The sequence below is a fragment of the Lentzea miocenica genome, from assembly GCF_033949945.1.
In the GTDB taxonomy this organism is placed as follows: Bacteria; Actinomycetota; Actinomycetes; order Mycobacteriales; family Pseudonocardiaceae; genus Lentzea; species Lentzea miocenica.
The window spans coordinates 20,302-46,792 of record NZ_JAXAVW010000001.1 but is presented as its reverse complement, the minus strand read 5'-3'; the positions used below and the strand labels follow the sequence as shown (position 1 = coordinate 46,792).

Below are 26,491 nucleotides of genomic sequence, written 5' to 3'. Positions count from 1 at the left end.
TCATCAGCTCCACCACTGCCGCCTTCTCCACCAAAGCCGCGCACGGTTCAACTCCCTGTTGAATTGATTTTGGACACACTTCTCCCATTTTTCACAACCAGTGGAAAATGGGCCGACAATGAGCCCAGCACCCCCTTGGGCGCCCCGTCGAAATGCTAGATCAGAGCCCATCCACCCGAATCACCGGGGGGTCAAAGAAAACTGTGAACGCCACCCGCGCCACAACATGATCCGACCACACGGCTCGCCACCCCAACATGTTGTCGACCACTACTTGACGTCTGGTGTCAAGTAGTTGCTACCATCGATCAGGTGGCGACCACCTCGGAGCACGTGGACCTGAGAGACGACCTGACCCGGCTCGTCAGGATCCGGCTGCTCGACCCGCTGGAGATCCTCCTGCCGCAAGCCGACCTCGACGACCTCCGCGAAAGGGTCAGGATCGACGCGGAGATGTGGGCGGCCCAGCTGCTCGGCGAGGACGACGCACTGGCCAGACGAGTGGTGATCCGCCTGATGTCCGTGCTCTACCCCGGCGACACCCCGTTCGACCCGCCCGACACCTGGTGGGCGACGCCGCTCGGACGCGTCACCGCACGCCGCGCGGGTCACCCCAGCAAAGACGGCGTGTCGTTCGCGGTGGCCGGCGCGATGCTCGGCATCACCCGACAGGGCGTCCACGACCTGGTCAACCGCCACAAGCTGCTCCGCCACCCCGACGGCGGCGTCACCGTCGCCTCCATCCGCGCACGACTCGGCTTGAGGAGAGAGCAGTGAACCTCGCAGCAACCGATCACGGCGGCGGCGGACCGCCGATCCTGCTCCTGCACGGCGCAGGCGGCAGCAAAGAGGCGTGGAAAACGCTTGCGCCACAACTTAACGGACACAAAGTGGCGGTCGACCTGCGTGGGCACGGCGAGTCGCCCGACGGGCCGTGGGAGTGGGAGGCGGCACTGGACGACCTCGAAGCCACAACCGTCCACTTCGGACTCGACAACCCGGTCGTCGTCGGGCATTCGCTCGGCGGCATCCTCGCCGGCATGTGGGCGCGCAGGCACCCGGAGTGCCCGGCGGCCGTGAGCCTGGACGGACATCGTTCCGCCGCGACAAATCCCGCGAACTACGCCGGGATGCCGGACAGCCAGGTCGAGGCGGACCTCGCGAAGCTCAACGCCATCTTCTCCGCCCAGCAACAGACGATCACCCGGCCGAACCGCGAGATCACCGACGCGCTGCGCACGGCACCGGAGTTCCTGGACGCCTTGCCCGTGTTCGCAGAGGTCAAGTCGCCGTTCCTGCTCGTGCTGGCCACCAGGAACCTGCCCGTGCCGCCGGATCTGCTGCCACTGATGGACGCTCACCGCGCCGGATTGCGCCGCGACCTGCCGCTGACGTGCCCCAACGTCCAGGTGCACGAGATCGACGCGACGCACGGCATGGTGTTCGAGCAGCCCGCGCGGACAGCCGCCATCGTCAACGACTTCATCGCACGGTGAAGAGGCGGTCCAGGGCGAGGCGGGCACGGGCCGGCGCGGTGCTGTCGTGTTCGAGCTGCAGGAAGTGGTTGAGCGCCAGCATGATCCCGACCACCTCGTAGATCAGCTGGTCGACATCGGTGTCCGCGGGCAGTTCGCCGAAGCTGATCGCGCGGCGGACGTGGATGCGCAGGTCCCTGCGCCACAACGCGTTCATGCCGGCCAGCGCGTCGCGGACGCGGCCGCTGCGGCCGTCGAACTCGGTGGTCGCGGCGGTGAAGAAGCAGCCGCCGGGCAGCACCTCGCGTTCGAGGTAGGAGACCCAGGCCTCGCAGACCGCCCGGAGGTGCGGCAGGCCGGACGGTGCCTGCTTGACGCGGCCCGGCACCTCGCGCTGGAAGACCTCCGCCGCCTGGTCGACGACGGCGAGTTGCAGGGTCTCCTTCGTGCCGAAGTGGCCCAGCAGTCCGGCTTTGCTCATGCCCAGTTCGGTGGCGAGCCGGCCGATCGTCAGACCCTCCAGACCTTCCGCCGAGGCGATGGCGAGGCTGTGGTCGAGGATGCGCTGCCGCGTCTCGAGGGTGTCGGCAACCGATCTGCGCGGGCTCACAGTGAGATCCTAACCTCTTTAGCTACCGACCGATCGGTTGCTATATTCGCCGGGTCGCAGCCTCGCCGAAGGAGTTCACCGTGTCCGGATCCCGTGTCGTCGCGCTCGGCCATCACCAGCCCGAACGCGTGCTGACCAACGCCGACCTGGAGAAGATGGTGGACACCAGCGACGAGTGGATCCGCCAGCGGACCGGGATCTCGACGCGACGCATCGCCGACGACGAGTCGGTCACCGACATGGCGGCGGGGGCGGCTGCCAAGGCGCTCGCGGCGTCCGGGCTGCAGCCCGCCGACATCGGTCAGGTCATCGTCGCGACCTGTTCCGCCAAGGACCGTTGTCCCTCGATCGCCGCGCAGGTGGCGAATCGGCTGAACATCCCCAGCGCGGTCTGCTTCGACCTCAACAACGCCTGCGCCGGCTTCTGCACCGCGCTCGCCACCGCCGACCACACGCTGCGGGCAGGTGCGGCCAAGCACGCACTGGTCGTCGGTGCCGAGAAGATGTCCGACCTGGTCGACTGGACCGACCGCGCCAACTGCATCCTGCTCGGCGACGGCGCGGGAGCCGCGGTGATCAGCGCCACCGACGACGCCCAGATCGGGCCTGTCACCTGGGGTTCCGACCCCACCCGCAACAACGCCGTGCGGCTCGTCGACGAGTGGCAGCCGCGGTTCGCCCAGGAAGGGCAGTCCGTGTTCCGCTGGGCCACCAGCGAACTTCCCGCCGTCGCGGCGCAGGCCTGCGAACGGGCGGGCATCGCCACCACCGACCTCGCCGGCATCGTCACGCACCAGGCCAACCTGCGGATCATCGAGGCCATGACCCGCAAGCTGAAGCTGCGCGACGACGTGGTGATCGCGCGCGACGTCGTGCGCTCTGGCAACACCTCCGCCGCGTCCGTGCCGCTCGCACTGTCCAAAATGGTCGAACGCGGTGAATTGCCGTCCGGCCAGCCGGTGCTGCTGTTCGCTTTCGGCGGCGGGCTGTCGTGGGCCGGCCAGGTCATCACCTGCCCGTAGCAAAAGCCAAGAGAGGACATCAATCGCATTGTTTTCACCTCGCACGCCTAACTCTTGACTGCGCTGTTCACATTTAAGTCAAGTCTTCCGTTGCGCCATCCTCCGGAATACGGTCGGACAACTCACGGCCACGAGGAGGCGTCATGTCGATTTCGCCCTGCGAGCCGAAACCGACGTTCGCCGACACGTTGCGCGCGGCCATCGCGGCGCGCGGCCTGTCGCTGGAACGGATCCGCGACCACCTGGCCCGCCGGGGCGTGTCGGTGAGCCTGGCGACGTTGAGCTACTGGCAGACCGGGCGCAGTCAGCCGGAGCGGCGCGCGTCGCTGGTGGCACTGCGGCACCTGGAGGAGGTGCTCGCGCTCGAGCCCGGCACGCTGGCCGAACGGCTCGCCGCACCCGCCCACCGCGGCAGGCGCCGTGAGGACAACGCGATCAGCGCCCTGTGGCCGGTCCCGTCGGTGATCGACGACGTGGTCGACGAGGTCGACACGCGCTGGGACGTCCGCCTCACCCGGATCAGCCAGCACGACCACGTCACGGTGGGCCCGGAGCGCGGCGAGCGTTCCTACGTGTCACGGCAGGTGCTGCGCGCGGAGGAGGACGGGCCGGACCGGTGGGTGGTGATCCTGCACCTCGACGAGCACGACCGGCCGATGCCGCTGATCAGGCCGTTGCGCAACTGCCGGCTCGGCCGCGTGGTCACCCGCCCGCACGACGGCCTGCTGGTGGCCGAACTGCTGTTCCGCGCCCCCTTGCGACGCGGCCAGAGCGTGATCACCGAGCACGAGCTGGTCAACCGCGCCCCGTACCCGCCGGCGACGAACTACGAGCGCAAGTTCCGCCGCCCAGTGCACGAGTACGCGCTGGAGGTGAACTTCGACGCCGCCGCGCTGCCCGCCACCTGCACGCAGTACGTGCAGGACGTCGACGGCGCGCGGCAGTCGCATCGGGTGCGGCTAGACGAGGGCAACTCCGTGATCGGCGTCGCGCTGAGGTTCGGGCCGGGCTGCTACGGGTTCGAGTGGAGTTGGTGAGCGGGTCCCGCCGGGGATGCGGGACCCGCTCCGCTGGTCGTCAGAGCGTGACCGACCAGCTGCTCAGCACGCCGACGTCACCAGGGCCGTTGTCCCCGATCCGCAACGTCCACGTGCCGCCCGCGGCCTCCCCTGCCACCGGGACCACGGTGAACGTCCTGCCCGCGGGGAACGGCGTGCAGGAGTAGCTGCCTCCCGGCGTCCGCAGCAACGGGTACCAGCGGCCGCTCGGTGCCGCCAGCGTGACGTTCAGGTCTTCCAGGCAGGTGTGCGTGGCACCCACCTTGACCGTGATCGGGTTGTTCGCGGTCCCGGTCGCGGTGGATCGCACCGCGCTGACCGCCACCTGGAAGTCGCGAATCGGGTAGTCGGTGTCGTTGGTGAACGTCCGGCCACCGGTGTCACCGGGTGACGTGCGCGCCGACACCGCCGGGCTGGGCTTCGACCTGTTGCCCGCCGCGTCCGTCGCCTGGACTGTGAACGAGTACGCCGTGTCCGCGGTCAGGCCGGTGACCGTCGCGCTGGTGGTGGTGACGGTCGTAGCGAGCGCACTGCCGTTGAACACCTCGTAGCTCGCGACGCCCACGTTGTCGACAGACGCGTCCCAGGCCAACGACACACTGGACGCCGTGACACCCGTTGACCTCGGGTTTCCGGGCGTCGTGGGCGGCTCGCCGTCCGCCGTACCCGGTTGCGTGCGCGCGTTGACGGCCGCACTGGCCGCGGACGCGTTGCCCGCCGCGTCCTTCGCCTTGATCGTGAACGTGTAGCCGTTGTCCGGCTTGAGCCCGGTGACTGTCGCGTTGGTGGTGGTGACGGTCGTGGCGAGCGCACTGCCGTTGTAGACGTCGTAACCCGTCACACCGACGTTGTCCGTCGAGGCGTCCCACTGCAGCGAGACGCTGGACGAGGTGGTTCCGGTCGACCGCGGGTTGCCCGGCGCGCTGGGTGCGGTGGTGTCGTTCGAACCGCCGGTGACCAGCGTGAGGTTCCACTTCCGCAGCGCCTCGTTGACCGGCTGGAAGATCGACATGTCGTCGTCGGCCGGGTTCTGCACGCACTGCGACGGCCCGCCGTCGTGCAGCCCGACCGCCTTGTCTCCGAGCAACCATCCGCCACCGGAGTCACCACCGAGCGAGCACGCCGTCGTCCAGGTCAGGTCCTCGATGACCAGCCCGCCGCCGTAGTCGACGGCCTTGTTCGTGTACTTGACCTCGCCGCACTTCCACTTGGACGTGTTGCCCGAGTGGCACACCCGGTCGCCGACCATCGCCTCGGCCGATCCGGTCACCGTGATCGCGGGCTCGCCCCACGTGTTGACCGCGGCGGACAGGTTCCACCCGGCCTCGGTCACCGCGACAACCCCCATGTCGCCCTCCCGCGCGTTCACACTGCGCGAGCCACCCACGTTCGACGTGCCGATGCGGTTCTGCTGCCCGCTCTGCCCGTAGGCGGCCTGGCCGGCGTCGTTCGTGCAGTGCCCGGCGGTCAGGAAGTGCTTGCCCCCGTTGGTATCCGTCGCACCGAACCCGACCGAGCAGTTCGACTCCGACCCCGGCCACCACGGGCTGCCGGTCTGCACGGTCCCGGCCTGCTGCCGCTGCTGGGAGTCGGTCTCGACGGCCTTGACCCCCAGCTTCCTGACCGCGGCGACGAACCGTTCGGTGGCCTGGGTCGTCCTGGTCGTGTTGACCGTGACGCTGACCTGGTTGTTCTTGACGTCGACGCCCCAGCTGAACACCCCGGGCACGCCGTTGCCGACCAACGTCCGCACCTCGTCGAGCTGCCGGTCGAGATCCGCCTTGCTCCGCTGGACCCTGGTCGCCCTGACCCCCCGCGCCTGCGCCTGGGCCGCGGCTTCGTCTGATGTGACCGCCACGGTCAGCACGCCGGCCTCGGCGTCGAACCAGTGGCCGGCGAGCTGACCGAGCAGGGACGGCGGCAGGCTCTTGAACCGCTTGTGCGCCTCGTCCTGCGCATTGAGCTGGGTGCGGGCCTGCTGCGGCGAAATGCCCAACGCTTTCGCGACGCCGTTCACGGCGGCGGGTGGAGCGCCCGGCGTGTCGGGCTGTCCGGCTGCTGCCGGGCTGCCTTGGATTGCCGCTAGGACACCGATCGCGAGGACCGGTCCGCACGCGGCGGCGATGATTCTGCGCAATTGCATGGCTGGAACTCCTTCAGGCAGGGTTCCGGGAAAATATGTCCGGCACCCGGCCCGCGGACAGCCGCGAACGCGTTTAACAGTTCAGTTCGGGGATTTCACTGATTTGTTTCGCCCCCAGCCACACGCGGGGGAAACGAGGCCGGTGTGACGGCTCGGGAGCCCGCCGAGCCGCCACACCGTTGGTGACGCACGAGATGGAGATTCGGCCTGCCGGCGCGGGATCGAGCGCATCGCCGCGTGACGTCATCGGTCCGCCACCTGGCCACGACAGCGACGTCGGAGTTCGCTCGTCACCGCTTGCCCTGTGCCAGCAGGCACACAACCTCCTGACCTGGTTAAGGCCTCGCGCGTCCTCCGCCCACTCGCACCATCTCCGGCCTCGAACGTGAATGCCGCCGCCGCTGCAAAGGCGGGGACATCGACGACGAGACTGACGGGGGAACCGATGATGCGCGGGCGGCGACCGGTTCGGGAACCGGAATCTGGGTGGTGGGCAGAACTTCCGGGGCGGCCGCGGCGGCAGGGGTCTCCTCGACCTCTGGCTGCGTCCAGACCGAGCGGTTCGGGTCCACCTGGTTCTGACGGAACAGCTCCGGGGTCTCGGTGATGATCTTGCCGGGCGATTCGAGACCCACGATGCCGACGAGTTTGCCGTCGGCAATGAAGCCGGTGAGGCCGTTGACGTCCGTGGTGTCGGTGCCCAGCACGGGCAGGCCGGCTCCCTGGACGCGCATGCCGTACTGCTCGGTCCAGAACCGAGGAACCGGCGTGTACGCCTTGGCGTGCTGTCGGCCCACCAGGAGGTTCTCGGCCGCGGCACGGCCTCCCTCCACGGCGTTGAGCCAGTGTTCGACTCGGCGCACCACGCCGTTGAAGCGCATGTTGGGCCAGCGGGCCACGTCACCGCAGGCGACGATGTTCTCGGCGCCGACCACGTGGTTCGTAGCGTCGCACAACACACCGTCCTCGATCACCAGGCCGGAGCCGCGCAGCCAGTCGACGGCCGGGGAAGCGCCCACGGCCAGCACGACGCACGAGGCGAAGAAGACCTGGCCGTCGGAGAGGTGGATGCCGATGCCGCCGGGCTGGCGCACCCAGTGCTTGATGCCGACACCGGTGGCGAGACGGACGCCGTGCTCGACGTGCGCCTCGGTGATCTTCTTGCCGATGTCGTCACCGACGACGCCGCCCAGCAACGCGGGCGAGCGCACGATCAGGGCCACGTCGCGGCCCATGTGACGAATCGAACAGGCGAGCTCGCAGCCGATGAACCCGCCGCCGATGACGGCGACGAGGCCCTGCGACTGCCGGATGTTCTTGCGGATCGCGACCGCGTCGTCCAGGGTCCGCAGCACGTGCACCCGCGGGTCGTGGCGCGGTGCTCCGCCCATCGCCCTGGCGTCCACGCCGGTGGCGATGATCATGCCGTCGTACTTGATCTCCTCGCCGCCGGGCACCCAGACGGACTGCGTCTTCGGGTCCAGGTGCAGGGCCGGGGAGTTCAGCCGCCACTCGGCGTCGAGGTCACCCGAGAACGACAGCATCGAGTCGTCCGGGGTCCACTCTCCGGTGATGATCTGCTTCGACAGGCATGGGCGGTGGTACGGGAGGTGCCGCTCGGCGGACAGGATCGTGATCTGCCCGTCGAAACCCATCTCCCGCAGCCGTTCCGCGGAACGGACTCCTCCGAGCCCGCCGCCGACGACCACGATCCGTTCGCTCACTTCACTCGCTCCCTGATCTCGATCGCGCGCATCGGGCACGCGCGGGCTGCCGACCGGGCCTGAGCGAAGTGCTCCTCCGGCGGCCGGCGGTTGTAGGTCAGGCGGTTGTCTTCGATCAACTGGAAAACATCGGGGGCCTCCGCCTGGCAGGTGCCGTAGCGGTGGCACTTCTCGTTGTTGACGCTCACGTCCATCGCGTCGCCCTCGCCGATGCCGGGTTCCTTGCCGCGCTCGGTGTCGAGCATGCCGATGCGGATCAGCACCTCCGGCGGCAGGAACCGGGCCAGGGCCAGGGTCGCGGTCGGGACGAGGACGGTGAGGCCGGCCAGCCAGAGAACGGACAGGTTGCCGTTCGCGATGGCGCCGAACCAGGAGTGCACGACGGTGATGGTCACCGCGATGTACGCCGTTTGGTGGAACCTCAACCACTTGCGGTAGAAGACTTTGTGTCGCATCGATGCCAGTACGGCGATCGCGAGCATGACCTCGAGGCCGAGGATGCCCAGCGCGTGCCGGAACAGGCCGCCGTCGACGAACGGCAGGATCAGCTTGATGACGCTGAACGTGCCGGTCTGGATCAGTGTGAATGCGATCGCGTGGATGCAGCCGAACGCGATCGCCAGCGAGGCGAGCACCATGTGCCCGTTCTTCAGGCCTTCACGGCCGGTGAGCTTCTCGGCCCATCCGGTCGCGATCAGCACGCCCCAGGACAAGGTGGCGCACATCATCACGTAAGCCAGCCTGGCGGACAGCTGGGCCATCTTCTTGACACCCGAGTCGAACTCGGAGGCCTGGGCCACCAGGAGCGGAATCTGGCTCGACAACAACTCTTCCTCCGGAAAAGACTTTCTCGCGGGAACCCGCCCGGTCCTGTCGTGCAGGAGTGGACACATCAGGGCCGGGCGGGTGGGAACAGGTCCGCGTTGGAGTGCCTCTGACCTTGGGACACCACCTCCGTTTCCCGTTGCCTAACGGGGTCTTGCAGACTCACCGCACCGGTCGTCGCGGGCGGAGTACTCGGAGCAGGAGGACCGTGAGGACCGCTCCCGCGGCGGTGACCGTGAGGATCACCCACATGTTCGGCCCCTCACCGGAGGCCAGGCTGGCGTTGACGATGCCGCCGGCGGGCTGGGGTTCCGCGAAGGACTGATCACCCGCGAGACCCGTGCTCTCCAGCAACGTCATGTGCTTCATCACCACGTCGATGCCGGCCTGCGCGAACCCGCGGATGGTGTCGTTGCGGGTTCCGGAGCGCACCTTCGCGATGAACATGAAGACCTGACCGTGTGCCGCTCGCAACCTCGCGACGAACGCTTGGTCGAACGCGTCTCCTTCGAGACCGTTCAGCTCGTCCATCCACGACTGCTGCGCGGGGGTCGGCACGTCCGGGGTGGTGAGCCCGAACCCCGCGGCCGTCTTCTTCGTCAGGTTGTCGAGCATCATGTGGTCAAGCATGATCATCTTGCCGATCTGCTTGACCCTGGCGTTCGACGCCTTGGTGGCCGTGAGCTCACCCATGGGCATTTCCCACAGGCCTGCCTGGCGCACCTTGTTCAGCAGTTCGCGGTCGTTCGCGGTCAGCGGTCCGCTCGGGGTGTCCATCACTCCCCCGGTGTCCGCGGGCTGCGCTGCAGCCGTGGCGGTCAGGCCGGAGAAGAGGAACAACATCGCCAAGACGGTGGCGAGGGCTCTGGTCATCGTCTTGATGTCCTCGTTGTCCAAGGGAGTCGGTAGGGGGATTTCGGGGCTCGAGCAGTGAGGCCCAGGAGCGAGGCGCTCAGTAGCCGGGCGCTGCCGGGGGTGGCGCGGACTGCGGTGTCCGGCCGCCGGAGCTGGGGGACGTGCTCGGCGTGCTACTGCTCTTGTTGCTGTTGTTCTGCGCTTTTCCGCCGGTGATCTTGGCGCCGTTGGGGGCGGTGACCCACCAGGTCCCGCCCTTGCCCTGCCCCTTCATGTCACCCGCGGCCTTGTCCTCGGCGTAGGTGTACTGCGGATAACCCGCGATGGTCAGCTGCTTGGTGCCGTCCGGCCTGGTCAGGACGCCCATCGAGATCGGATCCACGCCGGTCGCCATCGGCGCCTTGTCCGCGAGGACCGGCTTCCACGCCTTCGCGCACTCGCCCTCGCAGTTGGACTTGGACGGCTTCGGGACGTCCTTGTCGAAGCGGTAGAGCGGAAGCCCGTCGGCGTCGGTGACGAACCACCCCATCTGCTCGGTGTTCGAGATGAAGTACATGTTCGCGCCGCTCAGATCAGCGGGCTTCGCCTTCAAGGCACCAGGAGCGACCTCGCCCCCTGGGGGAGTCTGGGTGCTACCGCACGCCGTGAGGGAGATAGCCAGTGCCGCCAGGGCGGTGATGGCTGGTCCACGTCGCATCGGCAGTCCTTTCTCGGCGGGGGTACCGAGGAGTACGGACACGTTCCGGCAACGGTTCACGAACTTCGTGAGGAATATTTGCCTCTCGACTTGAGACGGTTGATAGGGCAAGGATGTCCCCCGTGGCGCGGCATAGACGTCAACGTGAGTTAGACGAGCAATCACCAAGACCGGGGTCTCTCGAGGAAGAGTTGATCCGTCGGCTGTACGAGGAATTCGGCAGTGCCCTGCTGGGACACTGCATGAGGTTGACGGGCCATGATCGTCAGTGGGCCGAGGACATCGTGCAGGAAACCCTGGTCAGGGCATGGCGCAACGCCGAGAAACTCGAGCGTGACCCCGTGCTCTTGCGGTCGTGGTTGTTCACGGTGGCAAGGCGGTTGGTCATCGACGACAGACGTAAGAGAAGCGTCCGTCCGCAGGAGTTCGAACTGACCCCTTCGGACGAGTCGCCCTCCGGCAGCGAAGAGGATCGCACCCTCGCGGCGATCGTCGTCGCTGAGGCGATGAACGGTCTCTCTGAAGAACATCGGGAGGCTATTCTCGAGACATATCTGCGGGACCGCACCGTCGGTGAGGCCGCGGCGGCACTGGGTGTGCCACCGGGAACGGTCAAGTCGAGGGTGTACTACGCGCTACGTGCGTTGCGGCGTGCGTTGCACGATCGGGGAGAGACGCGGTGACAACGGCACCAGATCACCTCGACGTCGCCGCCTACGTGCTCGGCATCCTCGATGCCGATGAGGTGGAGGCGTTCGAGAACCACCTGACCGAATGTCGGCGGTGTGCTCTTGACCTGCGCGACTTCGCGGTGGTGCCGGACCTCATCGACGAGGCCGACGCGGGCGGAATGCTGCGCGGAACAGCTCCGGAACGCCCGGACGGCAAGTCGGTGCGGGTGATGCTCGACGCCGTCTCGGCGCGCAGGAAGCGCCGGCGGTGGTTCGTCGCCCAGGGTGTCGCGGCCGCCGCCGCCGGCATCGTGGCGGTGACGATCGTCGCAACGACCCTGGTCGTGCGCGGCAGCGGTGACGGCTCGAACCAGGCGGCCGGACCGAACACGAACACGACGACGTCGCAGACTCCGGTGGCGAACAACTCCACCGACTCGTCGATGAAGGTGCAGCAGCAGGACCCCAACAGCGGTGTCTTCACGAAGATCACCGCCTCCGACGAGCCGTGGGGCACCTCGATGGACATCGAGGTCAGCGGCATGTCCGGTCCCAGCAGGGGTTCTCTCGTCGCCGTTGGCCGTGCGGGCCGCGTCGCCCAGGTCACGTCCTGGTACGCGCCGGAACCGGTGGCGGGCGACCGGAAGACCATCCGGCTGCAGGCGAACGTGGCCATGCGCTGGCACGAGATCGCGACGTTCCGGATCGTCGACGAGAACGGCAAGACGCTCCTCGAAGTCGTCGCTTCCTGACACTTCCCGACACCAGACCACTGCCCCTGCGGGATCCGTGAGATCCTGTAGGGGCGGTTGTCGTTTTTGGGGAGGCATTACACGTGGCTATAGGCCCGTCAGCGGTCGAACGCTGGCTCGATCTGTCCACTGAGGAGCTGCGCGCGCAGGTCACTCGGCTCGTGTCCGCCCGGCTACCGGGTGATCACGCGGTGTGGCAGGCGATCCGGCGTCATCCAGCTCTGGTACCACGCATCCGCGGCGTCCTCTCCGGACTCAGCGCGACGGCGGCCGGCAGCAAGGACGAGGCCATGCAGAAGGTGTGGATCGCCAACGCGCGCGTCGCGCTGGACACGGTCACGCCCCCGCCGGTGAAGGCTGCGCGCAAGCCGGCGGTCAAAGAGGTTCCCGTCGAGGAACCCGAGCCGGTGATCGACCTGCGGGAGCCGGAACCACAGGAGCTCAAGCAGCCCCACAAGGCCATTCCGACCATGCTCTTCCAGGAGCCGAGCTGAAGGAGCCCGTGCCCCGTGCCGCGGCCACCAGCCTTCACCGCGTCTTTCGGCGCCCAGCAGGGCGCCTCGCGGTACCGGCCCCGCACCCACAGACAACCAGTATGAGGATCCGGGGCCGGCACCGCGATGCACCCGTCTGAACGGCGAAATACGAGGCAAAGGCTGGAGGCCGCGGCACTGTGGTCGTCTTCGGATCGTTCATCTCACTGGCAGGCCTGCTGATCCTGCTGTTCCGCACCGCGAGCCTGGGCGGGCTCAGCCCCGCCGTCGTCGGCTGGGTGATGATCCCGCTGGGCCTGGTGTTCGTGGTCCTGGGAATCCTGCGCAACCGCCGCAAGCGCGCGCAGAAGGGCCCAGGCCCGGTCGGCAACCCGATCCAGCGCGCGAAGGCCCTGCCGCGGTTGTGGAAGGCCTGGCGCGGCGGCAACTATCCGGAGCTGCCGCGCAGCCAGGTGGTGATGTGGGCGGTGGCGCTGGTCTACCTGGTGTCGCCGATCGACTTCCTGCCGGAGTTCCTGCCGGTGATCGGCGTGACCGACGACGCGGGCGTGCTGGTGTGGCTGCTCAGCAGCCTTTCCATCACCTCAGGGTCGTTCCTTCGCTGGGAGAAGGGCCATCGCGACACGAGTCGCGGGATCGAGTCCCCGTGAGGCCTCCTCGCGCATGATCTCGGCCAGGCCGGGAGAAGCCTCGGCCACGGCGTGGAACTCCATGGCGCGAAACCCGAGGCGCTCGTAGTACGGCTGGTTCCACGGCACGTCGCGGAACGTCGTCAGCGTGACGGCGCGCTCGCTGCGGGTGACGTGCTCGATCAGCGCGGCACCGATCCCCTGGCGCGCGTGCGACGGATGCACGCTGACCTGGTGGACGTGCACGGCGCCGTCGACGTCGCCGGCCGCGATGAACGCGACCGGCACGCCTTCCGCGCCGATGGCGACCCACACGTCGTGCTCGGCGAGGTCCTCCAGGGACATCGGGTCGTCGTCCGCGATCTCGGGCATTCCGATGTCGCGGAACGCTTCTCCGGAGGCGTTTTCGATCTCCTGGAGGTACGGCAGTTCGGCTGGTTGGGCGAGACGGATCAACACGCCCGACATCCTGGTAGGTCGGACGCGGACCCCGCAGCCCAATAACGTTAAAGTTCCGACCTGATGCGAACGAAGACCGTGCGGGTCCTCCTGGTCGAGGACGACGATGGCGACGCCGTGCTCGTCGAGGCGTTGCTCGACGAGGCGAGCGCGCCCTTCGTCCTGTCGCGGGCCGGCACGCTCGCGGAGGCGGAGCGGATGCTCGGCGACGCCGAGTGCGTGCTGCTCGACCTCGGCCTGCCCGACGCACAGGGGCTGGAAGGCCTGCACCGGCTGCTCGGCAAGCAGAACGCGCCGGCGATCCTGGTGCTGACCGGGCTCGACGACGAACGCGAGGGCATCGAGGCGGTCGCCGCCGGTGCCGAGGACTACCTGATCAAGGGCCAGGTCGACGGCGAACTGCTGTTGCGCGGCGTCCGGTACGCGGTCGAACGGCGCCGTGCCGAGGACGCTCAACGCAAGCTGCGCGAGGCCGAACTGCTCGCCTCGGAACGGGCCCGCCTCGAACGCGGCCTGCTCCCTCCCCCGCTGCTGCAGAACTCGGACCTCGACCTCGAGGTCCGCTACCAGCCCGGCGGCCAGCGGATGCTGCTCGGCGGCGACTTCTACGACGCGGTCGGCATGCCTGACGGCACCGTGCACGCGGTCATCGGCGACGTCTGCGGGCACGGCCCGGACGAGGCCGCGCTGGGTGTCTGCCTGCGCATCGCGTGGCGTGCGCTGGTGCTCGCCGGTGAACCGCCCGAGAAGGTGCTGCGGACGCTGGACCAGGTACTGGTCGCGGAACGGCACGGCGACGGCATCTTCACCACCGCGTGCATGGTCACGGTGGCACCGGACCGGCGTTCCGCGCGCTACTTCCTCGCCGGGCACCCCGAACCGTTGCTGCTGGTGGGCAAGCAGATCGTGGACCTGCCCCCGTCGAAGATCGGGGTACCGCTCGGGGTGCTGCCCGACTACGCGTGGACCGGTGTGGACGTGCAGCTGCCGCCCGGCTGGGCTGTGGCGTGCTACACGGATGGACTGATCGAGGGCCGGGTACCCGACGACATCGACCGGCTCGGTGTCGAGCGCCTGTGCGACATCCTGCATCGGCACCTGCAGGCCGGCCCGGACTGGATGGACTCCGTCATCGCGGAGGTGACGGAGCTCAACGGTGGCGCGCTAGACGACGATGTGGCCATTCTGCTGCTGAGGGACGGAAATTGACGCTGCCGGAGAAGTTGCCAGCGAGTCGTCTGCTGATCGGCATCGTCGCGGTCCTGCTGGCCATGACGGCGGTGGCGATCGCCTCGACGGTCGTGGCGCTGGACGCGCTCGGCGACACGCGGGCGCGGTCGGTGGACCAGATCGAACCCGCCGGGCGTCGTGCGAAGGACCTGAACCGCGCGCTGCTCAACGAGGAGACCGGTCTGCGCGGTTTCGTGCTGACCGCCGAGGACGACTTCCTCACGCCGTACACGGAGGGGCGTGCGGCCGAGGTGGAGGCCGCCGAGGGCGTGCGCCGCCTCGTGGGCGACGTCAACGGCAGGGTGACTCGCATCGAGGAGCTCGCGCGGCAGTGGCGCTCGCAGTACGCGGAACCCACGATCATCGGCATCCGCCTGTCCGGCCCCACCATCACGCCTGCCAACGACATCGACCGCGGCAAGGTGCTGTTCGACCAGCTCCGCACCGAGGTCGCGGCGCTGGACAACGACATCGCCCAGCTCGGGCGCGAGTCCCGCACGGAGCTCGACCACGCGGCGAAAGTGGTGCTGTGGCTGGTGATCGGCATGGGCGTGCTGCTGGTCACCGTGATCGGCGGGCTGTCGCTGCTGTTGCACCGCCTGCTGGTCGCCCCGCTGTCGAAGCTGACCGAGGAGGTCCGGCAGGTCGCGTCCGGCGACTTCCAGCACGAGATCGACGTGACCGGTCCACGCGAGACCGTGATGCTCGGCGAGGACGTGAACGCCATGCGCCGCCGGATCGTGCAGGAGCTCGCCACGCTCGACGAGGCGAAGACCGAGCTGCAACGCTCGAACGCGGAGCTGGAGCAGTTCGCCTACGTCGCGTCGCACGACCTGCAGGAGCCGCTGCGCAAGGTGGCGTCGTTCTGCCAGCTGCTGCAACGACGTTACGGCGGACAGCTGGACGAACGCGCCGACCAGTACATCGAGTTCGCCGTCGACGGCGCGAAGCGGATGCAGGGCCTGATCAACGACCTGCTGGCGTTCTCCCGCGTCGGCCGCATCACCCGCGAGCAGATGGTCATCGACCTCAACGAGATCGTGCGCCAGGTCGTGGACAGCTTCTCCGAGCGCATCGAGGAGACCCGCGCCACCGTCGTCGTCGCCGAGGACCTGCCTTCCGTGCGTGGTGAGCCGACTCTGCTCAGCGCGGTGTTCCAGAACCTGATAAGCAATGCGTTGAAGTTCAAGGGCCCGTCGGACCCGGTGGTCGACATCGAGGTCGAGCGCGACGGCGAGATGTGGAAGTTCTCGGTGCGCGACAACGGCATCGGGATCGAGCCGGAGTACGCTGACCGGATCTTCGTCATCTTCCAGCGTCTGCACCCGAAGGACGCCTATCCGGGCACGGGCATCGGACTGGCGATGTGCCGGAAGATCGTCGAGTACCACGGCGGCACGATCTGGCTGAAGACCGATGTGGACTCCGGCTCCAGGTTCGAGTTCACCCTGCCCGCTGTCCCCGAACCGGTCTCACAAGCTGAGGAAGTACATGTCTGAGTCACCGCTGAACGTGATCGACGTCCTGCTCGTCGAGGACGACCCCGGCGACGCACTGATGACCCAGGAAGCCTTCGAGCACCACAAGATCCGCAACACGCTGCACGTCGTGAAGGACGGCGTGGAGGCGCTGGAGTTCCTGCGGCGCCAGGGCAAGTACGAGAACGCGCCGCGGCCGGGGCTGATCCTGCTGGACCTCAACCTGCCCCGCAAGGACGGCCGCGAGGTGCTGAGCGAGGTCAAGGCCGACGCCGAGCTCCGGTCGATCCCCGTGGTCGTGCTGACGACCTCGGAGGCCGAAGAGGACGTTCTGCGCAGCTACAGCCTGTACGCCAACGCTTACGTCACCAAGCCGGTGGACTTCGACCGGTTCATCGAGGTCGTCCGCCAGATCGACGACTTCTTCGTCACCGTGGTGAAGCTGCCCCGCTGATCACCGCGGCGCTGAAGTCCAGGCAGGACCGGCAGATCCGCGCCTCCGCCCCCTGGTGAACAGCCCTGGTCTCGCTGCAGAACGAGCAGTCGCCGGTCTCGGCGACCTGAGCCTCGCGGACGCAGACGTCGCAGATGAGCGCGGCCGGGCCGGCCATCATCTTGTCGACCTCGTCGGCGCCGCGCCCGCAGAACCAGCAGCGCTCGGTCCGCTTGGACTGCTCGACGATCTGGTGCACGCGCTGGTGACTGATCTTCAGCGCCTCCGCGATCTCGCGCATCGACCCTCCGGCGCGGTGCAGTCGCAGCACGGAGTGGTGGTAGACGGCCTTGGCGATGTCGGCCTGCTCCTGGGCAGCCACCGACGCGGTGCCGGCCTTGCGCGCCGCCGCCAGTAATTCCTCGTCGAGAGTCATGCGTCTAGCGTACCTAGACGCGTCTAGGGTGGCTAGACAGTCACTCAGTCCAGGCTGCGCACGATCGACGGATCGTCGTCCGCCTGCACCACCCACTGCTGAGCCTCACGCGGTTCGGGGACGACAGGTGCCCAGATCCCCGTCCCACCCGGACGGACGACGTCCTTGCTGACAAGTACTTCCTCTAACGCGGTCATGCCTTCGGGCTACCCGCTTGCGCGGAACGTATGCCCGACAGCATCGTCGTGATGGCGTCCATGACCCGCGCGGTGGCCTCGTCCAGCACCTCCGCCGTCAGCTCGCGGTCGTACAGGTCCGAAAGGTCGACCGGCGCGCCCGCGACCACCTCGATGTTCTTGCGCGGCAACAACCTCGGCAGGATCGTGCCCTTCGGCAGCAGGTCCTGCGTGCCCCACTCGGCCACCGGTACGACCGGGACACGGCTCTCCAGCGCCATCCGCGCGACACCGGACTTGCCCCTCATCGGCCAGTGGTCGGGGTCGGTGGTGAACGTGCCCTCGGGGAACACCATCACGCACTCCCCCTTTCGCAACGCGTCCACGGCGGGCTTGAGGGCCTCTGAGGCCTTCACAGTGCCCCGTTCGACCGGGATGTGCCCGCCGGAGCGCATGACCCACCCGATGACCGGTGTGCGCCACAGGGAGGCCTTCGCGAGCACGCGCGGCACCCGGTGCGACATCAGCGCGAACACGACGGCCGCGACCGTGTCGGAGTTGGAGAGGTGGTTGAACGCGAGGATCACGCCACCGTTGCCCGGCACGTGCTGCCTGCCGCGCACCCTGAGGCGCACGAACAGCACGACGATCGGCCACAGCACGTCGATCGCCAGCGAGAACCAGAATCCCCGGCCCCTGCGGGGCATCTTCCAGGTCCAGGCGGCCAGCTCAAGCGGTGTCACGTTTGGTATTCGAGCACGCCGGCGTTGTCCGTTCGGGTCAATTCACCACGTTCGACCAGAACGTCGAGGTGCGCGGCCGTCTCGCCGATGGCCAGCACCTGGTTGAACATGTCGAGGTCGTCGAACCGGCGCTGGCGGCGGGTCCAGCCGATCTTGCGGGCGGTCTCGAACGCGCTGCCGCTCACGGCCTTCAGGATCTCTTCCAGCCGCTGCTCGTGGAACTGCAACAGCTCGTCGACGCGGGCGTGCGAGCTGTCGGTCACCGGGCCGTGCGCGGGCAGGAGCTTCAGGTCCGGCAACTCGCGGGTCAGCCGGAGCGACGTCATGTAGTCGCCGAGCGGCAGTTCCGGGCGCAACGGCTCGAAGCCGATCGACGGCGTGATGTGCGGCAGCACGTGGTCGCCGGAGAAGAGCACCTTCGCGGTGTGGTCGACGAACACGACGTGGCCGCGGGTGTGGCCGGGCGTCGGGACGACCTCCAGCCTGCGGTGTTCGAGGTCGAGCGTCGACGCGGTGAGCCACTCGTCGGGCTCCTCGTAGTCGCGCAGGGCCTCACCCCGGTCGACGTGATGCATGATCTTGATCCACGTCTCGGCCAGCTCGCCGGCGCCCCATTTGCGCAGGTCGGCGACGTGCTGGTCGTCCTGGCCGTGCAGCATGTGCATCAGCGACGGCTGCTCGCCGAGACCGAGGCCGATCTTGCTGCCGAACAGCCGGCGCAACGACACGGCCATCGTGAAGTGGTCGCGGTGCACGTGCGTGACGAGGAAGCGACGGATGTCCTCGAAGCCCTTGTTCAGCGTCCCGAGCGCGGCTTCGAGCTGGTCACGGGCCTCGTCGAGCGCCCAGCCCGAGTCGATCAGGACGAGGCCGTCGCCGTCCTCGATCGCGTAGACGTTGACCGCGCGCAGCCCGTCGTTCGGCAGCGGCAGCGGAATGCGGTGCACACCTGGTGCCACCTCGAACGCGCCCGGCTCACTCCACACGCCGCTCACCTCATTGTTAGCGCCCGCAACTATCTACCGGATAGTAACCCGGTATTCCGGATGCTTGTCGATGTACTTCGCCACGAACGGGCACAGCGGTGAGATCTTGACATCCCGGGCGACGGCGTCGTCCAGCGCGTACTTGGCGAGCTGGGCGCCGAGCCCCTGACCGGCGTAGGCCTCGTCGACCTCGGTGTGCACGAGCGCGATGACGTCACCGATGATCCGGTACTCCAGGAACCCGGCGAGCGCACCCTCGACGTGAACCTCGTAGCGGCTCTCGGCCTCGTTGTTGGTGACCACGTCAACCATCTTGCCCCGGACGATGGAAAATGGCCCGCATGGACGTCTACCTGCTCATCCTGGGTGACCACCTGCCCAATCCGTGCACGGGCGAGGAGGTGCCCCAGGCCGAGCGGCTGCGCGCCATGGTCGAGCAGGCCGTGGTGGCCGAGGAGGCGGGGTTCGCGGGCGTCGCGATCGGCGAGCACCACTTCACCCGCTACATCGTGTCGGCGCCCGAGTTGCTGCTGGCGGCGGTGGCGGCGCGCACCCGGACGTTGCGGCTCTCCACCGGCGTGACCCTGCTGGCCCACCGCGACCCGGTGCTGGTGGCCGAGTCACTGGCGACGCTGGACGTGCTGTCGAACGGGCGGGCCGAGCTCATCGTGGCGCGTGGCGTCGACCAGCAGACGGACGCGGCGTTCGGGGTGCAGCCGGGTGAGTTGCGGGCGCGGTTCGAGGAGCACCTGCGGTTGCTGCTCAAGCTGCTGGAGGAGCCGTCGGTGAGCTGGGACGGCAAGTTCCGCGGCCAGCTGAGCGAGGTGACCACCACCCCGCGGCCGGTGCAGACGCCGCGGCCGACGGTGTGGATCGGCTCGGGGTCGGCGGTGTCGGCGGATCTCGGGGCCGAGCTGGAGATGCCGTTGATGCTGCCGTCGACGCTGCGGGACCCGTCGATCTACCGCGAGGTCGTGGAGCGCTACCGCGAGCACTTCCCCGGCGGGCGGGTCGGCGTGCCGAGTCACGTGTTCGTGGCGAACGACAACGCGCGCGAGCGGTGGCGGCCGCACCTCGCCGAGTACGCGCGGTTCGCGGATCCGTGGCGCGGGGACGGCGACATCGACGTCGACGCGATCATGGACGGCTCGGCGGTGTGCGGGACGCCGGACGAGGTGGCGGCGCGGCTGAACGCGTTGGCGGAGCACCTGTCCATCGACACGCACCTGGTGATGGTGGACATCGGGGGCATGCCGCACGAGTCGGTCATCGAGACGATCCGGCTGTTCGGCGCGGAAGTGCTGCCGAAACTTGTTTAACGTGAGCGCTGCCAAGGGTTAACACTGGCGCGGCAGGATTGCGGTCGTGGGCATCAACGTCATCGGCATCACGCATCCTGGGCAGGTCGGGGCGCTCCCCGACGGCACCAACGTGCTGGTGCTGGCCGATGACGGCACGTACGCCGACGAGTTCCTCGACACCGACTTCCGTGCGCACCAGTTCGTGGTGCGCGCACACGGGCGCGGGTCGGCTTTTTTCGGGGTGGCGGACAAAGCCCGTGAGTTGGGTGCGGATCGGATCCTCTTCGGTGGTGCGTACGACATCGCCGCCTCCATGGCCACTGGAGAGGACCCCGTGCTCGTGCTCGGCGTGCGACCGCCGGGCGGCCCGATCGCGTTCAACGCGGCGTTCGGAGAATGGCTGGCGTGCTGGCCGCGGCCGGCGAGTGCCTACCTCGGTGACGTGGACCACTGGCTCGCCGAGAACGCGTTGCGCGAAGGCCTGCGCGTCGAATTGGTTTCATGGCTGATGGAACCGACCGTCCCCATGCGACGGAAGTTGACGGCGTAGTCCTCCGAAGGCTGAAGACATTGCCGCAGCAGTGAAATATTGTTTCCTCCGCAGCAACCATCCGCACACGCAGCGCAGCTGAGAGTTCTCTCAGCGTGGTGACTCGGGCGGGGGCACCGGGGTTAATCTCAGGGTCGATCTCAGTGGAAGACCTGACCCTTCGGTGTGCCCGTGTCACCGAAGATGGTGCGCACGAAAGCCATAGGAGGGGACAGAAAAGTGAGCGCGTCCGATGGAGTCGCGGCCAGAGCCGTCGACGTTTGGAAGTCTTATGGGTCCGGCGACGCTGCCGTGACCGCGCTCGCGGGGGTGAGCGTCGACCTGGAGAAGTCCAGGTTCACCGCGATCATGGGCCCGTCGGGGTCTGGCAAGTCGACGTTGATGCACTGCCTCGCGGGGCTGGACGACGTCACGAGCGGTGAGGTGTGGGTCGGGGGCACCAAGGTCACCGGGTTGAAGGACCGCGGTCTCACCGAGCTGCGGCGCGACAAGGTCGGTTTCATCTTCCAGCAGTTCAACCTGCTGCCGACGCTGACCGCGGAGGAGAACATCACGCTGCCGCTCGCGATCGGCGGCAAGAAGGTCGACAGGGCGTGGTTCGACGTCGTCGTCGACACGGTGGGTCTGAGGGACAGGCTGACCCACCGGCCGACGCAGCTCTCGGGTGGCCAGCAGCAGCGCGTCGCGTGTGCGCGTGCGCTGGTGTCGCGGCCTGACGTCGTGTTCGCGGACGAGCCGACCGGCAACCTGGACTCGCAGTCCGGTGCCGAGGTGCTCGGGTTCCTGCAGCGGTCCGCCCGCGAGTTCGGGCAGACGATCGTGATGGTCACGCACGACCCGAACGCCGCGTCGTACGCCGACCGCGTGATCTTCCTCAAGGACGGCCACATCGTCCGCGAGCTGCTGGCGCCGAACGCCGAAGAGGTCCTCGAGACCATGAAGCACCTCGACTCCGTCGCGGTGCCGCATGTTTAAGGCGACTATCAAGAGCTTGCTGTCGCGCAAGCTCCGGCTGGTGCTGTCCGCGCTCGCGGTGGTGCTGGGCGTGATGTTCGTGTCCGGTTCGTTCGTGCTGACCGACACGCTTCAGCGTTCGTTCACCGACCTGTTCTCGTCGGCTTTCGCCAATGTGGACGTTTCGGTGGCGCCGAAGGCGGAGAAGGGCAAGCAGCCGGAACCGCTGGCGCCCCAGGCGATCGCCGACGTGAAGACGGTGCCGGGCGTGGCTTCGGCCGTGGGGGACGTGCAGGGTTCCGCACGGCCGATCGGCAAGAACGGCAAGGTCATGACCACGTCCGGGGCGCCGCGGTACGGCTTCAACTGGACGGGCACCGGCCAGGAGAAGATCCGCGACGGCAAGGCACCGCAGGCCGACAACGAGGTGATCGTCGGCGCGTTCCTGGCTTCGAGCGGTGGGTTCAAGGTCGGCGACGACATCTCGTTGCTGACGCTGGAGCCGAAGAAGACCTTCAGGATCACCGGTGTCTTCGAGTACGCGGGCGGCCGCGACTCGATGGGCGGCGAGCTGGCGGTGGCGTTCACCGAACCCGTCGCGCAGCAGTTGATGCTGGGCAAGAAGGACGCGTACTCGGGCATCACCGTGACGGCGGCGAACGGCACGACGGACGACGCGCTGCGCGACTCCGTCGCGGCCAGGATGGGCTCCGGTTACGACGTGAAGACCGGTGCGACGCTGGCGAAGGAGCAGTCCGACCAGATCAACGAGGGCCTGAAGTTCTTCAACTACGTGCTGCTCGGGTTCGCCGGCATCGCGTTGTTCGTCGGCATCTTCATCATCCTCAACACCTTCTCCATCATCGTCGCCCAGCGCACGCGGGAACTGGCGCTGCTGCGGTCGATGGGCGCCTCACGCGGCCAGGTCATCGGGTCCGTGGTGCTGGAGGCGTTGGTGATCGGCCTGATCGCGTCGATCGTCGGCCTCGCGGCGGGCGTCGGCATCGGGGCGCTGCTGGCGAACATCTTCAGTTCGGTCGGCGGCACGAACCTGCGTCTCGCGGGGATCGGTGTGCCGATGTCGGCGATCATCTCGTCGTTCGCGGTGGGCATGATCGTCACCGTGATCGCGGCGGTCATGCCGGCGCTGCGCGCGTCGCGGATCGCGCCGGTCGCGGCGATGCGGGAGGCGGCGACGCCGGACCGCCCGCTGACGAAGATCACGATCATCGGTGCTCTCGTGGCCGCCGCTGGCGGTACGGCGCTGGGCTTCGGCTTCAACCTGGCGTCGCTGCCGCTGATCTTCGGCGGCATCCTGGTGGCGTTCGTCGGGGTGGCGTTGCTGACCCCGATCCTGTCCAAGCCGATGGTGTCGCTGATCGGCCGCCTGCTGTCGTGGTCGATGCCGGGTCTGCTGGGGCGGCGGAACTCCGCGCGCAACCCGCGCAGGACCGCGATCACCGCGGCCGCGCTGATGGTCGGCATCTCGCTGATCACCGGCGTGAGCGTGGTGCTGACGTCGGCGACCAAGTCGATCGAGAAGCTCGCCTCCGGCCAGCTCCAGACCGACCTGATCATCTCCGGCGAGGGCCAGGCGGAGGGCTCACCGGCGACGTTCCAGCGCGACGTGCTCACCAGGATCGAGAAGACCGACGGCGTCAAGTCGGCGCTCGGCTGGTCGCAGGACGGCGTGCTGGAGGGCGAGAACCAGATGTTCGCCGTCTCCGTCACCGACGTGCCCGCGATGGTGACGATGTTCGCGCTCAAGCCGAAGTCCGGGGACATGGGGTCGCTGAAGAACGATCAGCTCGCGCTGCCTGAGGACATGGCGGCGGAGAAGGGCTGGTCGGTCGGCAGCAAGGTCACGCTGCAACTGCCCAAGGGTGATCCCCAGACGTTCACGGTCGGCTTCATCTGGGCGAAGTCGCAGGTGCTGCAGGGTGCGCTCGTGCTGCCGGAGTCGGCGAGCAAGAACTTCCGGTCCGACCAGATCGCCCAGGCGTTCGTGCAGGTCCAGCCGGGAGTGTCGGCGGCGGACGTGCAGAAGCGGGTCGAGCCGCTGCTCGCGGACAACCCGGAGATCACCGTCCAGGACCGCAGCGCGTTCGTGAAGCAGACGACGTCGCAGTTCGACACGGTCCTGCTGATGATCCAGATCCTGCTGGCGCTGGCGATCCTGATCGCGGTGCTCGGCGTCATCAACACGCTGGCGCTGTCGGTGATCGAGCGGACCCGTGAACTGGGTCTGCTGCGGGCCATCGGCATGCGGCGGTCGCAGGTGATGCGGATGATCACCGTCGAGTCCGTGGTGATCTCGGTGTTCGGCGCGGTGCTCGGCCTCGCGGTCGGTCTCGCGCTCGGCGTCGCGACCGTGCAGGCGTTGAAGGACCAGGGCATCTCGGAGATCGGGTTCCCCTGGGCCACCATGGTCCAGTACCTGGTGGTGGCGGCGTTCGTCGGCGTGATCGCGGCGATCCTGCCCGCGATCCGCGCCGCGCGCCTCAACGTGCTGGACGCGATCGCCTACGAGTGATGGCTGACGGCGTCTGCAAGTACCACCAACTCGCTGTTGGGAGTACTTGCAGACGCCACTAGCCAACGAGGCGGGTCCAGGTTTCCACCAGCCACGACTCGTACTGCTCGATGGTCCACTCGGTGGTCTTGGTGAGCAGCAGGTAGGTCTCGGCCTGGCCGAGCACCGCACCGGTCTCCGCGAGCCAGTCCACGTTCCGCTTTGAGATCAGGCCGTCGGCGGCCAGCTTCCGGAAGAAGCCGCCGATGGCCTGATGTGTCTGCGTGCGGGCCGCCTGCGCGCGTTCGGCGATCTCGGGTTCGATCGCCTCAGCCTGTTGCGCCACCTGGAGAAGCGGGCCGGTGCGCCCCATCAGCATCGCGCTGATCCGCGCCATCCGCGCGATGCGTTCCTCGACCGTCGGCGCGTTCATCGCCTGCCGGAACCAGTCGCGGTCCGGCACGGCCACGCGGTGGTAGTCCCCCGCGATCGCCACGTCGAGGCAGCGCTGCAACAGCACGGCCTTCGTCGCGAACCGCACGTACACCGTGCGAGCCCCCACTCCGGCGTGTTTCGCCACGTCGGCGAGTGTCGTGGCGACGTAGCCGCGTTCGGTGAACAGCTCCGTCGCCGCCTCGATGATCCGGACCTCGGTGTCCGCCCGGCGCGCCGCCCGCAAATCCCTGTTGACGTCTTCTGCCACATGTTGCAGTCTAACTGCATAAGTGCAGTTCCACTGCAATCAAGGGGTCACGGATGAACAACGCACCGCTTCTGGAGGGCATCCACCACATCAAGCTGCCGGTGTCCGACCTGGAGAAGTCGCTGGCCTGGTACCAGGACCACCTCGGCTACGTCCCCGTCATGCACTTCGTCGAGGAGAGCGTCCTGATGGGCATCGCGCTGGCCCACCCCAACGGCGGGCCGGGCTACGCCATCCGCCTCAACCCGGACAAGGCCGCGGCGGCGTCCGGGTTCGACTACTTCGCCATCGGCGTACCGGGCGAGGACGCCATCAACGCGCTCGCGGCACACCTCGCCGCGCAGGGCGTGGCGCACAACGGCGTGATGCGGACTCAGGTCGGCTGGTTGCTGTCGGGCATCACCGACCCGGACGGCTACGACGTCCGCTTCTACACCGTGCCGCTGGAGATCCCGGAAGGCGCCGGTCTGATGGTGCGAGAGTCATGACTGCTTCGGTTGCCACGAAAGGCAGAACCGCGCCGATTCCCGCGGTGTTGCCGCGGGCGCTGTGCCAGGCCGTCGCGCTCTGGCACAGCAACCCGTCGACGATCAGGCGTGCGGGCAGGTGTCCCGGTACGCCGAGATGAGCGTGTTCGCCACCGGGGCCGGACACAGGAACTGGTCGTAACGCAGGTCGTCGTCGACGAACCGCTTGAGCCACGACAGCGTGTACTTGCGGACCGTCACGTTGTCGCTGCGGGGCGCCGAGTGGTCGCCGCCGCGCAGTTCGAGGAACGCCTTGTCGGGTGCGGCCGTCATCGAGTTGTAGAACGGCGTCGAGTGCTGGGAGTTGGGTGCGGTGGGATCGTTCTGGCCGCCGAGCACCATGGTCGGCACCGCGACCGTCGGCCAGCTCTTGGTGGTGTGCCAGCCGGCCATCGGGATCGAGGCCTGCAGGGCGGGACGGGTCGCGGCGGCGCGCAACGCTCCGCCACCGCCCATGGAGTGGCCCATCACGGCGAGGCGCGAGGCGTCGACACGGGGGTTGGTGCGGACCACGTAGTCCAGTGCCGCGAGCAGCTGACGGCCCCGGCTGTCGGGGTCGTCGAAGCCGGACAGGGTGTTGATGGTGATCACCACGAACCCGTAGGACGCCAGCCGCGGGCCGAAGTGCGCGACGGACGACTGGGTGGCGGTGAAGCCGGGTGAGACTGCGACAGCGCCGAACGTGAGGCCACTGGTCGGGGTGTAAACGGTGCCACCGCCGAAGTTCGACTGGCGGGCGACGGCGGCCGAGGTCACCGCGAAGGTGCCGCGGGAGGCCTCGACAGATGCGGCCGTGGGTACCGGACCGCGTTCGTAGGGATTGGCCGCCGCGGTGGCGGTGGCCGGGATCAGCGCCAGGATGAGCGCCGCAAGCACAGCTTTGATGCGCACGACGAGGACACCTCGATTGGTTGCAGGGGAACCAAAAGCGACGGCGAGGCTCACGCTACCGCCCAGTAGCCCGGCGGGGATTCGGCCACTCGGATGGTTACCGGGACATTTCGACGATGTTCGACAGAAAGTCATCGAGGACGAGCCGGTTACCCAG

Annotated in this window: 30 protein-coding genes; 16 read left to right on the top strand and 14 right to left on the bottom strand. The window is 68.1% G+C overall.

Translation table 11 applies throughout. The features are described from left to right. The first annotated feature begins 312 nt into the window (after positions 1–312). Entirely contained in the window at positions 313–777 is a 465-nt protein-coding gene (locus tag SK803_RS00265) for a hypothetical protein (RefSeq protein WP_319963622.1), read from the top strand. Next, the gene (locus SK803_RS00260; RefSeq protein ID WP_319963621.1) at positions 774–1,496 is read left to right on the top strand and encodes an alpha/beta fold hydrolase; all 723 of its coding nucleotides are present in this window, start codon (positions 774–776) and stop codon (positions 1,494–1,496) included. Before SK803_RS00265 ends, SK803_RS00260 begins: the two co-directional genes overlap by 4 nt. Here the strand turns inward: SK803_RS00260 and SK803_RS00255 are convergent. After that, positions 1,483–2,085, bottom strand: coding sequence for a TetR/AcrR family transcriptional regulator (locus tag SK803_RS00255; protein ID WP_319963620.1), 603 nt, complete (start codon positions 2,083–2,085; stop codon positions 1,483–1,485). The genes SK803_RS00260 and SK803_RS00255 overlap by 14 nt on opposite strands. A gap of 80 nt (positions 2,086–2,165) precedes the next feature. Between SK803_RS00255 and SK803_RS00250 the strand changes: the two genes are divergently transcribed. Both SK803_RS00250 and SK803_RS00245 read left to right on the top strand, forming a co-directional pair. Then, on the top strand, positions 2,166–3,107 hold the full coding sequence (locus SK803_RS00250) for a beta-ketoacyl-ACP synthase III (protein ID WP_319963619.1): 942 nt from the start codon (positions 2,166–2,168) through the stop codon (positions 3,105–3,107). A gap of 143 nt (positions 3,108–3,250) precedes the next feature. Continuing rightward, positions 3,251–4,144: a helix-turn-helix domain-containing protein gene (locus tag SK803_RS00245; protein WP_319963618.1), complete on the top strand. Its 894-nt coding sequence runs from the start codon at positions 3,251–3,253 to the stop codon at positions 4,142–4,144. 40 nt (positions 4,145–4,184) lie between these two features. Here the strand turns inward: SK803_RS00245 and SK803_RS00240 are convergent, their stop codons facing one another. The 5 genes from SK803_RS00240 to SK803_RS00220 form a co-directional block, all read right to left on the bottom strand. After that, positions 4,185–6,308, bottom strand: coding sequence for a fibronectin type III domain-containing protein (locus SK803_RS00240; RefSeq protein WP_319963617.1), 2,124 nt, complete (start codon positions 6,306–6,308; stop codon positions 4,185–4,187). 335 nt (positions 6,309–6,643) lie between these two features. Further along, on the bottom strand, positions 6,644–8,032 hold the full coding sequence (locus SK803_RS00235) for an NAD(P)/FAD-dependent oxidoreductase (RefSeq protein WP_319963616.1): 1,389 nt from the start codon (positions 8,030–8,032) through the stop codon (positions 6,644–6,646). Beyond that, the gene (locus SK803_RS00230; protein ID WP_319963615.1) at positions 8,029–8,856 is read right to left on the bottom strand and encodes a 4Fe-4S domain-containing protein; all 828 of its coding nucleotides are present in this window, start codon (positions 8,854–8,856) and stop codon (positions 8,029–8,031) included. Before SK803_RS00230 ends, SK803_RS00235 begins: the two co-directional genes overlap by 4 nt. Before the next feature lie 163 nt (positions 8,857–9,019). Continuing rightward, positions 9,020–9,730: a DUF4142 domain-containing protein gene (locus SK803_RS00225; RefSeq protein ID WP_319963614.1), complete on the bottom strand. Its 711-nt coding sequence runs from the start codon at positions 9,728–9,730 to the stop codon at positions 9,020–9,022. 79 nt (positions 9,731–9,809) lie between these two features. After that, complete coding sequence (locus SK803_RS00220) at positions 9,810–10,409, bottom strand: hypothetical protein (protein ID WP_319963613.1); 600 nt, start codon at positions 10,407–10,409, stop codon at positions 9,810–9,812. 113 nt (positions 10,410–10,522) lie between these two features. Here SK803_RS00220 and SK803_RS00215 point away from each other — a divergent pair, with 113 nt between their 5' ends. The 4 genes from SK803_RS00215 (at position 10,523) to SK803_RS00200 (ending at position 12,976) form a co-directional block, all read left to right on the top strand. Next, positions 10,523–11,092 carry a sigma-70 family RNA polymerase sigma factor gene (locus SK803_RS00215; protein WP_045315736.1) on the top strand — a complete coding sequence of 190 codons (570 nt, stop codon included), beginning with the start codon at positions 10,523–10,525 and terminating at the stop codon, positions 11,090–11,092. After that, positions 11,089–11,832, top strand: a complete 744-nt coding sequence (locus tag SK803_RS00210; protein ID WP_319963612.1) for an anti-sigma factor family protein — start codon at positions 11,089–11,091, stop codon at positions 11,830–11,832. Before SK803_RS00215 ends, SK803_RS00210 begins: the two co-directional genes overlap by 4 nt. An 83-nt stretch (positions 11,833–11,915) precedes the next feature. After that, entirely contained in the window at positions 11,916–12,326 is a 411-nt protein-coding gene (locus SK803_RS00205) for a hypothetical protein (RefSeq protein WP_319963611.1), read from the top strand. Positions 12,327–12,505: 179 nt separating this feature from the next. After that, positions 12,506–12,976 (top strand): YkvA family protein, encoded by a 471-nt coding sequence (locus SK803_RS00200; RefSeq protein ID WP_319963610.1) that lies wholly within the window; start codon positions 12,506–12,508, stop codon positions 12,974–12,976. Here the strand turns inward: SK803_RS00200 and SK803_RS00195 are convergent. Beyond that, on the bottom strand, positions 12,911–13,411 hold the full coding sequence (locus tag SK803_RS00195; RefSeq protein WP_319964040.1) for a GNAT family N-acetyltransferase: 501 nt from the start codon (positions 13,409–13,411) through the stop codon (positions 12,911–12,913). The genes SK803_RS00200 and SK803_RS00195 overlap by 66 nt on opposite strands. Positions 13,412–13,477: 66 nt before the next feature. On the opposite strand from SK803_RS00195, the gene SK803_RS00190 reads away from it, so the two are divergent. The 3 genes from SK803_RS00190 to SK803_RS00180 all read left to right on the top strand — a co-directional run bounded on the left by SK803_RS00190 (position 13,478) and on the right by SK803_RS00180 (position 16,576). Continuing rightward, positions 13,478–14,623: a PP2C family protein-serine/threonine phosphatase gene (locus tag SK803_RS00190; protein WP_319963609.1), complete on the top strand. Its 1,146-nt coding sequence runs from the start codon at positions 13,478–13,480 to the stop codon at positions 14,621–14,623. 62 nt (positions 14,624–14,685) lie between these two features. Next, entirely contained in the window at positions 14,686–16,143 is a 1,458-nt protein-coding gene (locus SK803_RS00185) for a sensor histidine kinase (RefSeq protein ID WP_455032239.1), read from the top strand. After that, entirely contained in the window at positions 16,136–16,576 is a 441-nt protein-coding gene (locus tag SK803_RS00180) for a response regulator (protein ID WP_319963607.1), read from the top strand. Before SK803_RS00185 ends, SK803_RS00180 begins: the two co-directional genes overlap by 8 nt. Here SK803_RS00180 and SK803_RS00175 read toward each other — a convergent pair. Genes SK803_RS00175 through SK803_RS00155 form a run of 5 tightly spaced genes read right to left on the bottom strand, consistent with a single transcriptional unit; the run spans position 16,551 to position 19,199 of the window. Continuing rightward, on the bottom strand, positions 16,551–16,991 hold the full coding sequence (locus SK803_RS00175; RefSeq protein ID WP_319963606.1) for a ClpX C4-type zinc finger protein: 441 nt from the start codon (positions 16,989–16,991) through the stop codon (positions 16,551–16,553). The two genes, SK803_RS00180 and SK803_RS00175, sit on opposite strands and share 26 nt — an antisense overlap. Before the next feature lie 44 nt (positions 16,992–17,035). Further along, entirely contained in the window at positions 17,036–17,188 is a 153-nt protein-coding gene (locus SK803_RS00170) for a hypothetical protein (RefSeq protein ID WP_319963605.1), read from the bottom strand. Beyond that, a complete protein-coding gene (locus SK803_RS00165; protein ID WP_319963604.1) occupies positions 17,185–17,910 on the bottom strand; it encodes a lysophospholipid acyltransferase family protein in 726 nt (241 codons plus the stop codon). Before SK803_RS00165 ends, SK803_RS00170 begins: the two co-directional genes overlap by 4 nt. Then, positions 17,907–18,896 carry an MBL fold metallo-hydrolase gene (locus SK803_RS00160; protein ID WP_319963603.1) on the bottom strand — a complete coding sequence of 330 codons (990 nt, stop codon included), beginning with the start codon at positions 18,894–18,896 and terminating at the stop codon, positions 17,907–17,909. The genes SK803_RS00165 and SK803_RS00160 overlap by 4 nt, the downstream gene beginning before the upstream one ends. Positions 18,897–18,929: 33 nt before the next feature. Beyond that, positions 18,930–19,199, bottom strand: a complete 270-nt coding sequence (locus SK803_RS00155) for a GNAT family N-acetyltransferase (protein ID WP_406601457.1) — start codon at positions 19,197–19,199, stop codon at positions 18,930–18,932. A 38-nt stretch (positions 19,200–19,237) separates the two neighbouring features. Here SK803_RS00155 and SK803_RS00150 point away from each other — a divergent pair, with 38 nt between their 5' ends. The 4 genes from SK803_RS00150 (at position 19,238) to SK803_RS00135 (ending at position 24,234) form a co-directional block, all read left to right on the top strand. Further along, positions 19,238–20,215: an LLM class flavin-dependent oxidoreductase gene (locus SK803_RS00150; protein WP_319963601.1), complete on the top strand. Its 978-nt coding sequence runs from the start codon at positions 19,238–19,240 to the stop codon at positions 20,213–20,215. A 46-nt stretch (positions 20,216–20,261) separates the two neighbouring features. Beyond that, entirely contained in the window at positions 20,262–20,747 is a 486-nt protein-coding gene (locus SK803_RS00145; protein ID WP_319963600.1) for a hypothetical protein, read from the top strand. Between the two features lie 183 nt (positions 20,748–20,930). Beyond that, a complete protein-coding gene (locus SK803_RS00140; protein ID WP_406601465.1) occupies positions 20,931–21,722 on the top strand; it encodes an ABC transporter ATP-binding protein in 792 nt (263 codons plus the stop codon). Next, a complete protein-coding gene (locus tag SK803_RS00135; protein ID WP_319963598.1) occupies positions 21,715–24,234 on the top strand; it encodes an ABC transporter permease in 2,520 nt (839 codons plus the stop codon). The genes SK803_RS00140 and SK803_RS00135 overlap by 8 nt, the downstream gene beginning before the upstream one ends. 58 nt (positions 24,235–24,292) lie before the next feature. On the opposite strand, the gene SK803_RS00130 is transcribed toward SK803_RS00135, so the two are convergent. Further along, positions 24,293–24,916 (bottom strand): TetR/AcrR family transcriptional regulator, encoded by a 624-nt coding sequence (locus SK803_RS00130; protein WP_319963597.1) that lies wholly within the window; start codon positions 24,914–24,916, stop codon positions 24,293–24,295. Between the two features lie 53 nt (positions 24,917–24,969). Here SK803_RS00130 and SK803_RS00125 point away from each other — a divergent pair, with 53 nt between their 5' ends. Further along, positions 24,970–25,404, top strand: a complete 435-nt coding sequence (locus SK803_RS00125) for a VOC family protein (RefSeq protein WP_319963596.1) — start codon at positions 24,970–24,972, stop codon at positions 25,402–25,404. Positions 25,405–25,506: 102 nt separating this feature from the next. On the opposite strand, the gene SK803_RS00120 is transcribed toward SK803_RS00125, so the two are convergent. Continuing rightward, positions 25,507–26,334, bottom strand: coding sequence for a dienelactone hydrolase family protein (locus tag SK803_RS00120; RefSeq protein ID WP_319963595.1), 828 nt, complete (start codon positions 26,332–26,334; stop codon positions 25,507–25,509). Positions 26,335–26,491 lie beyond the last annotated feature (157 nt).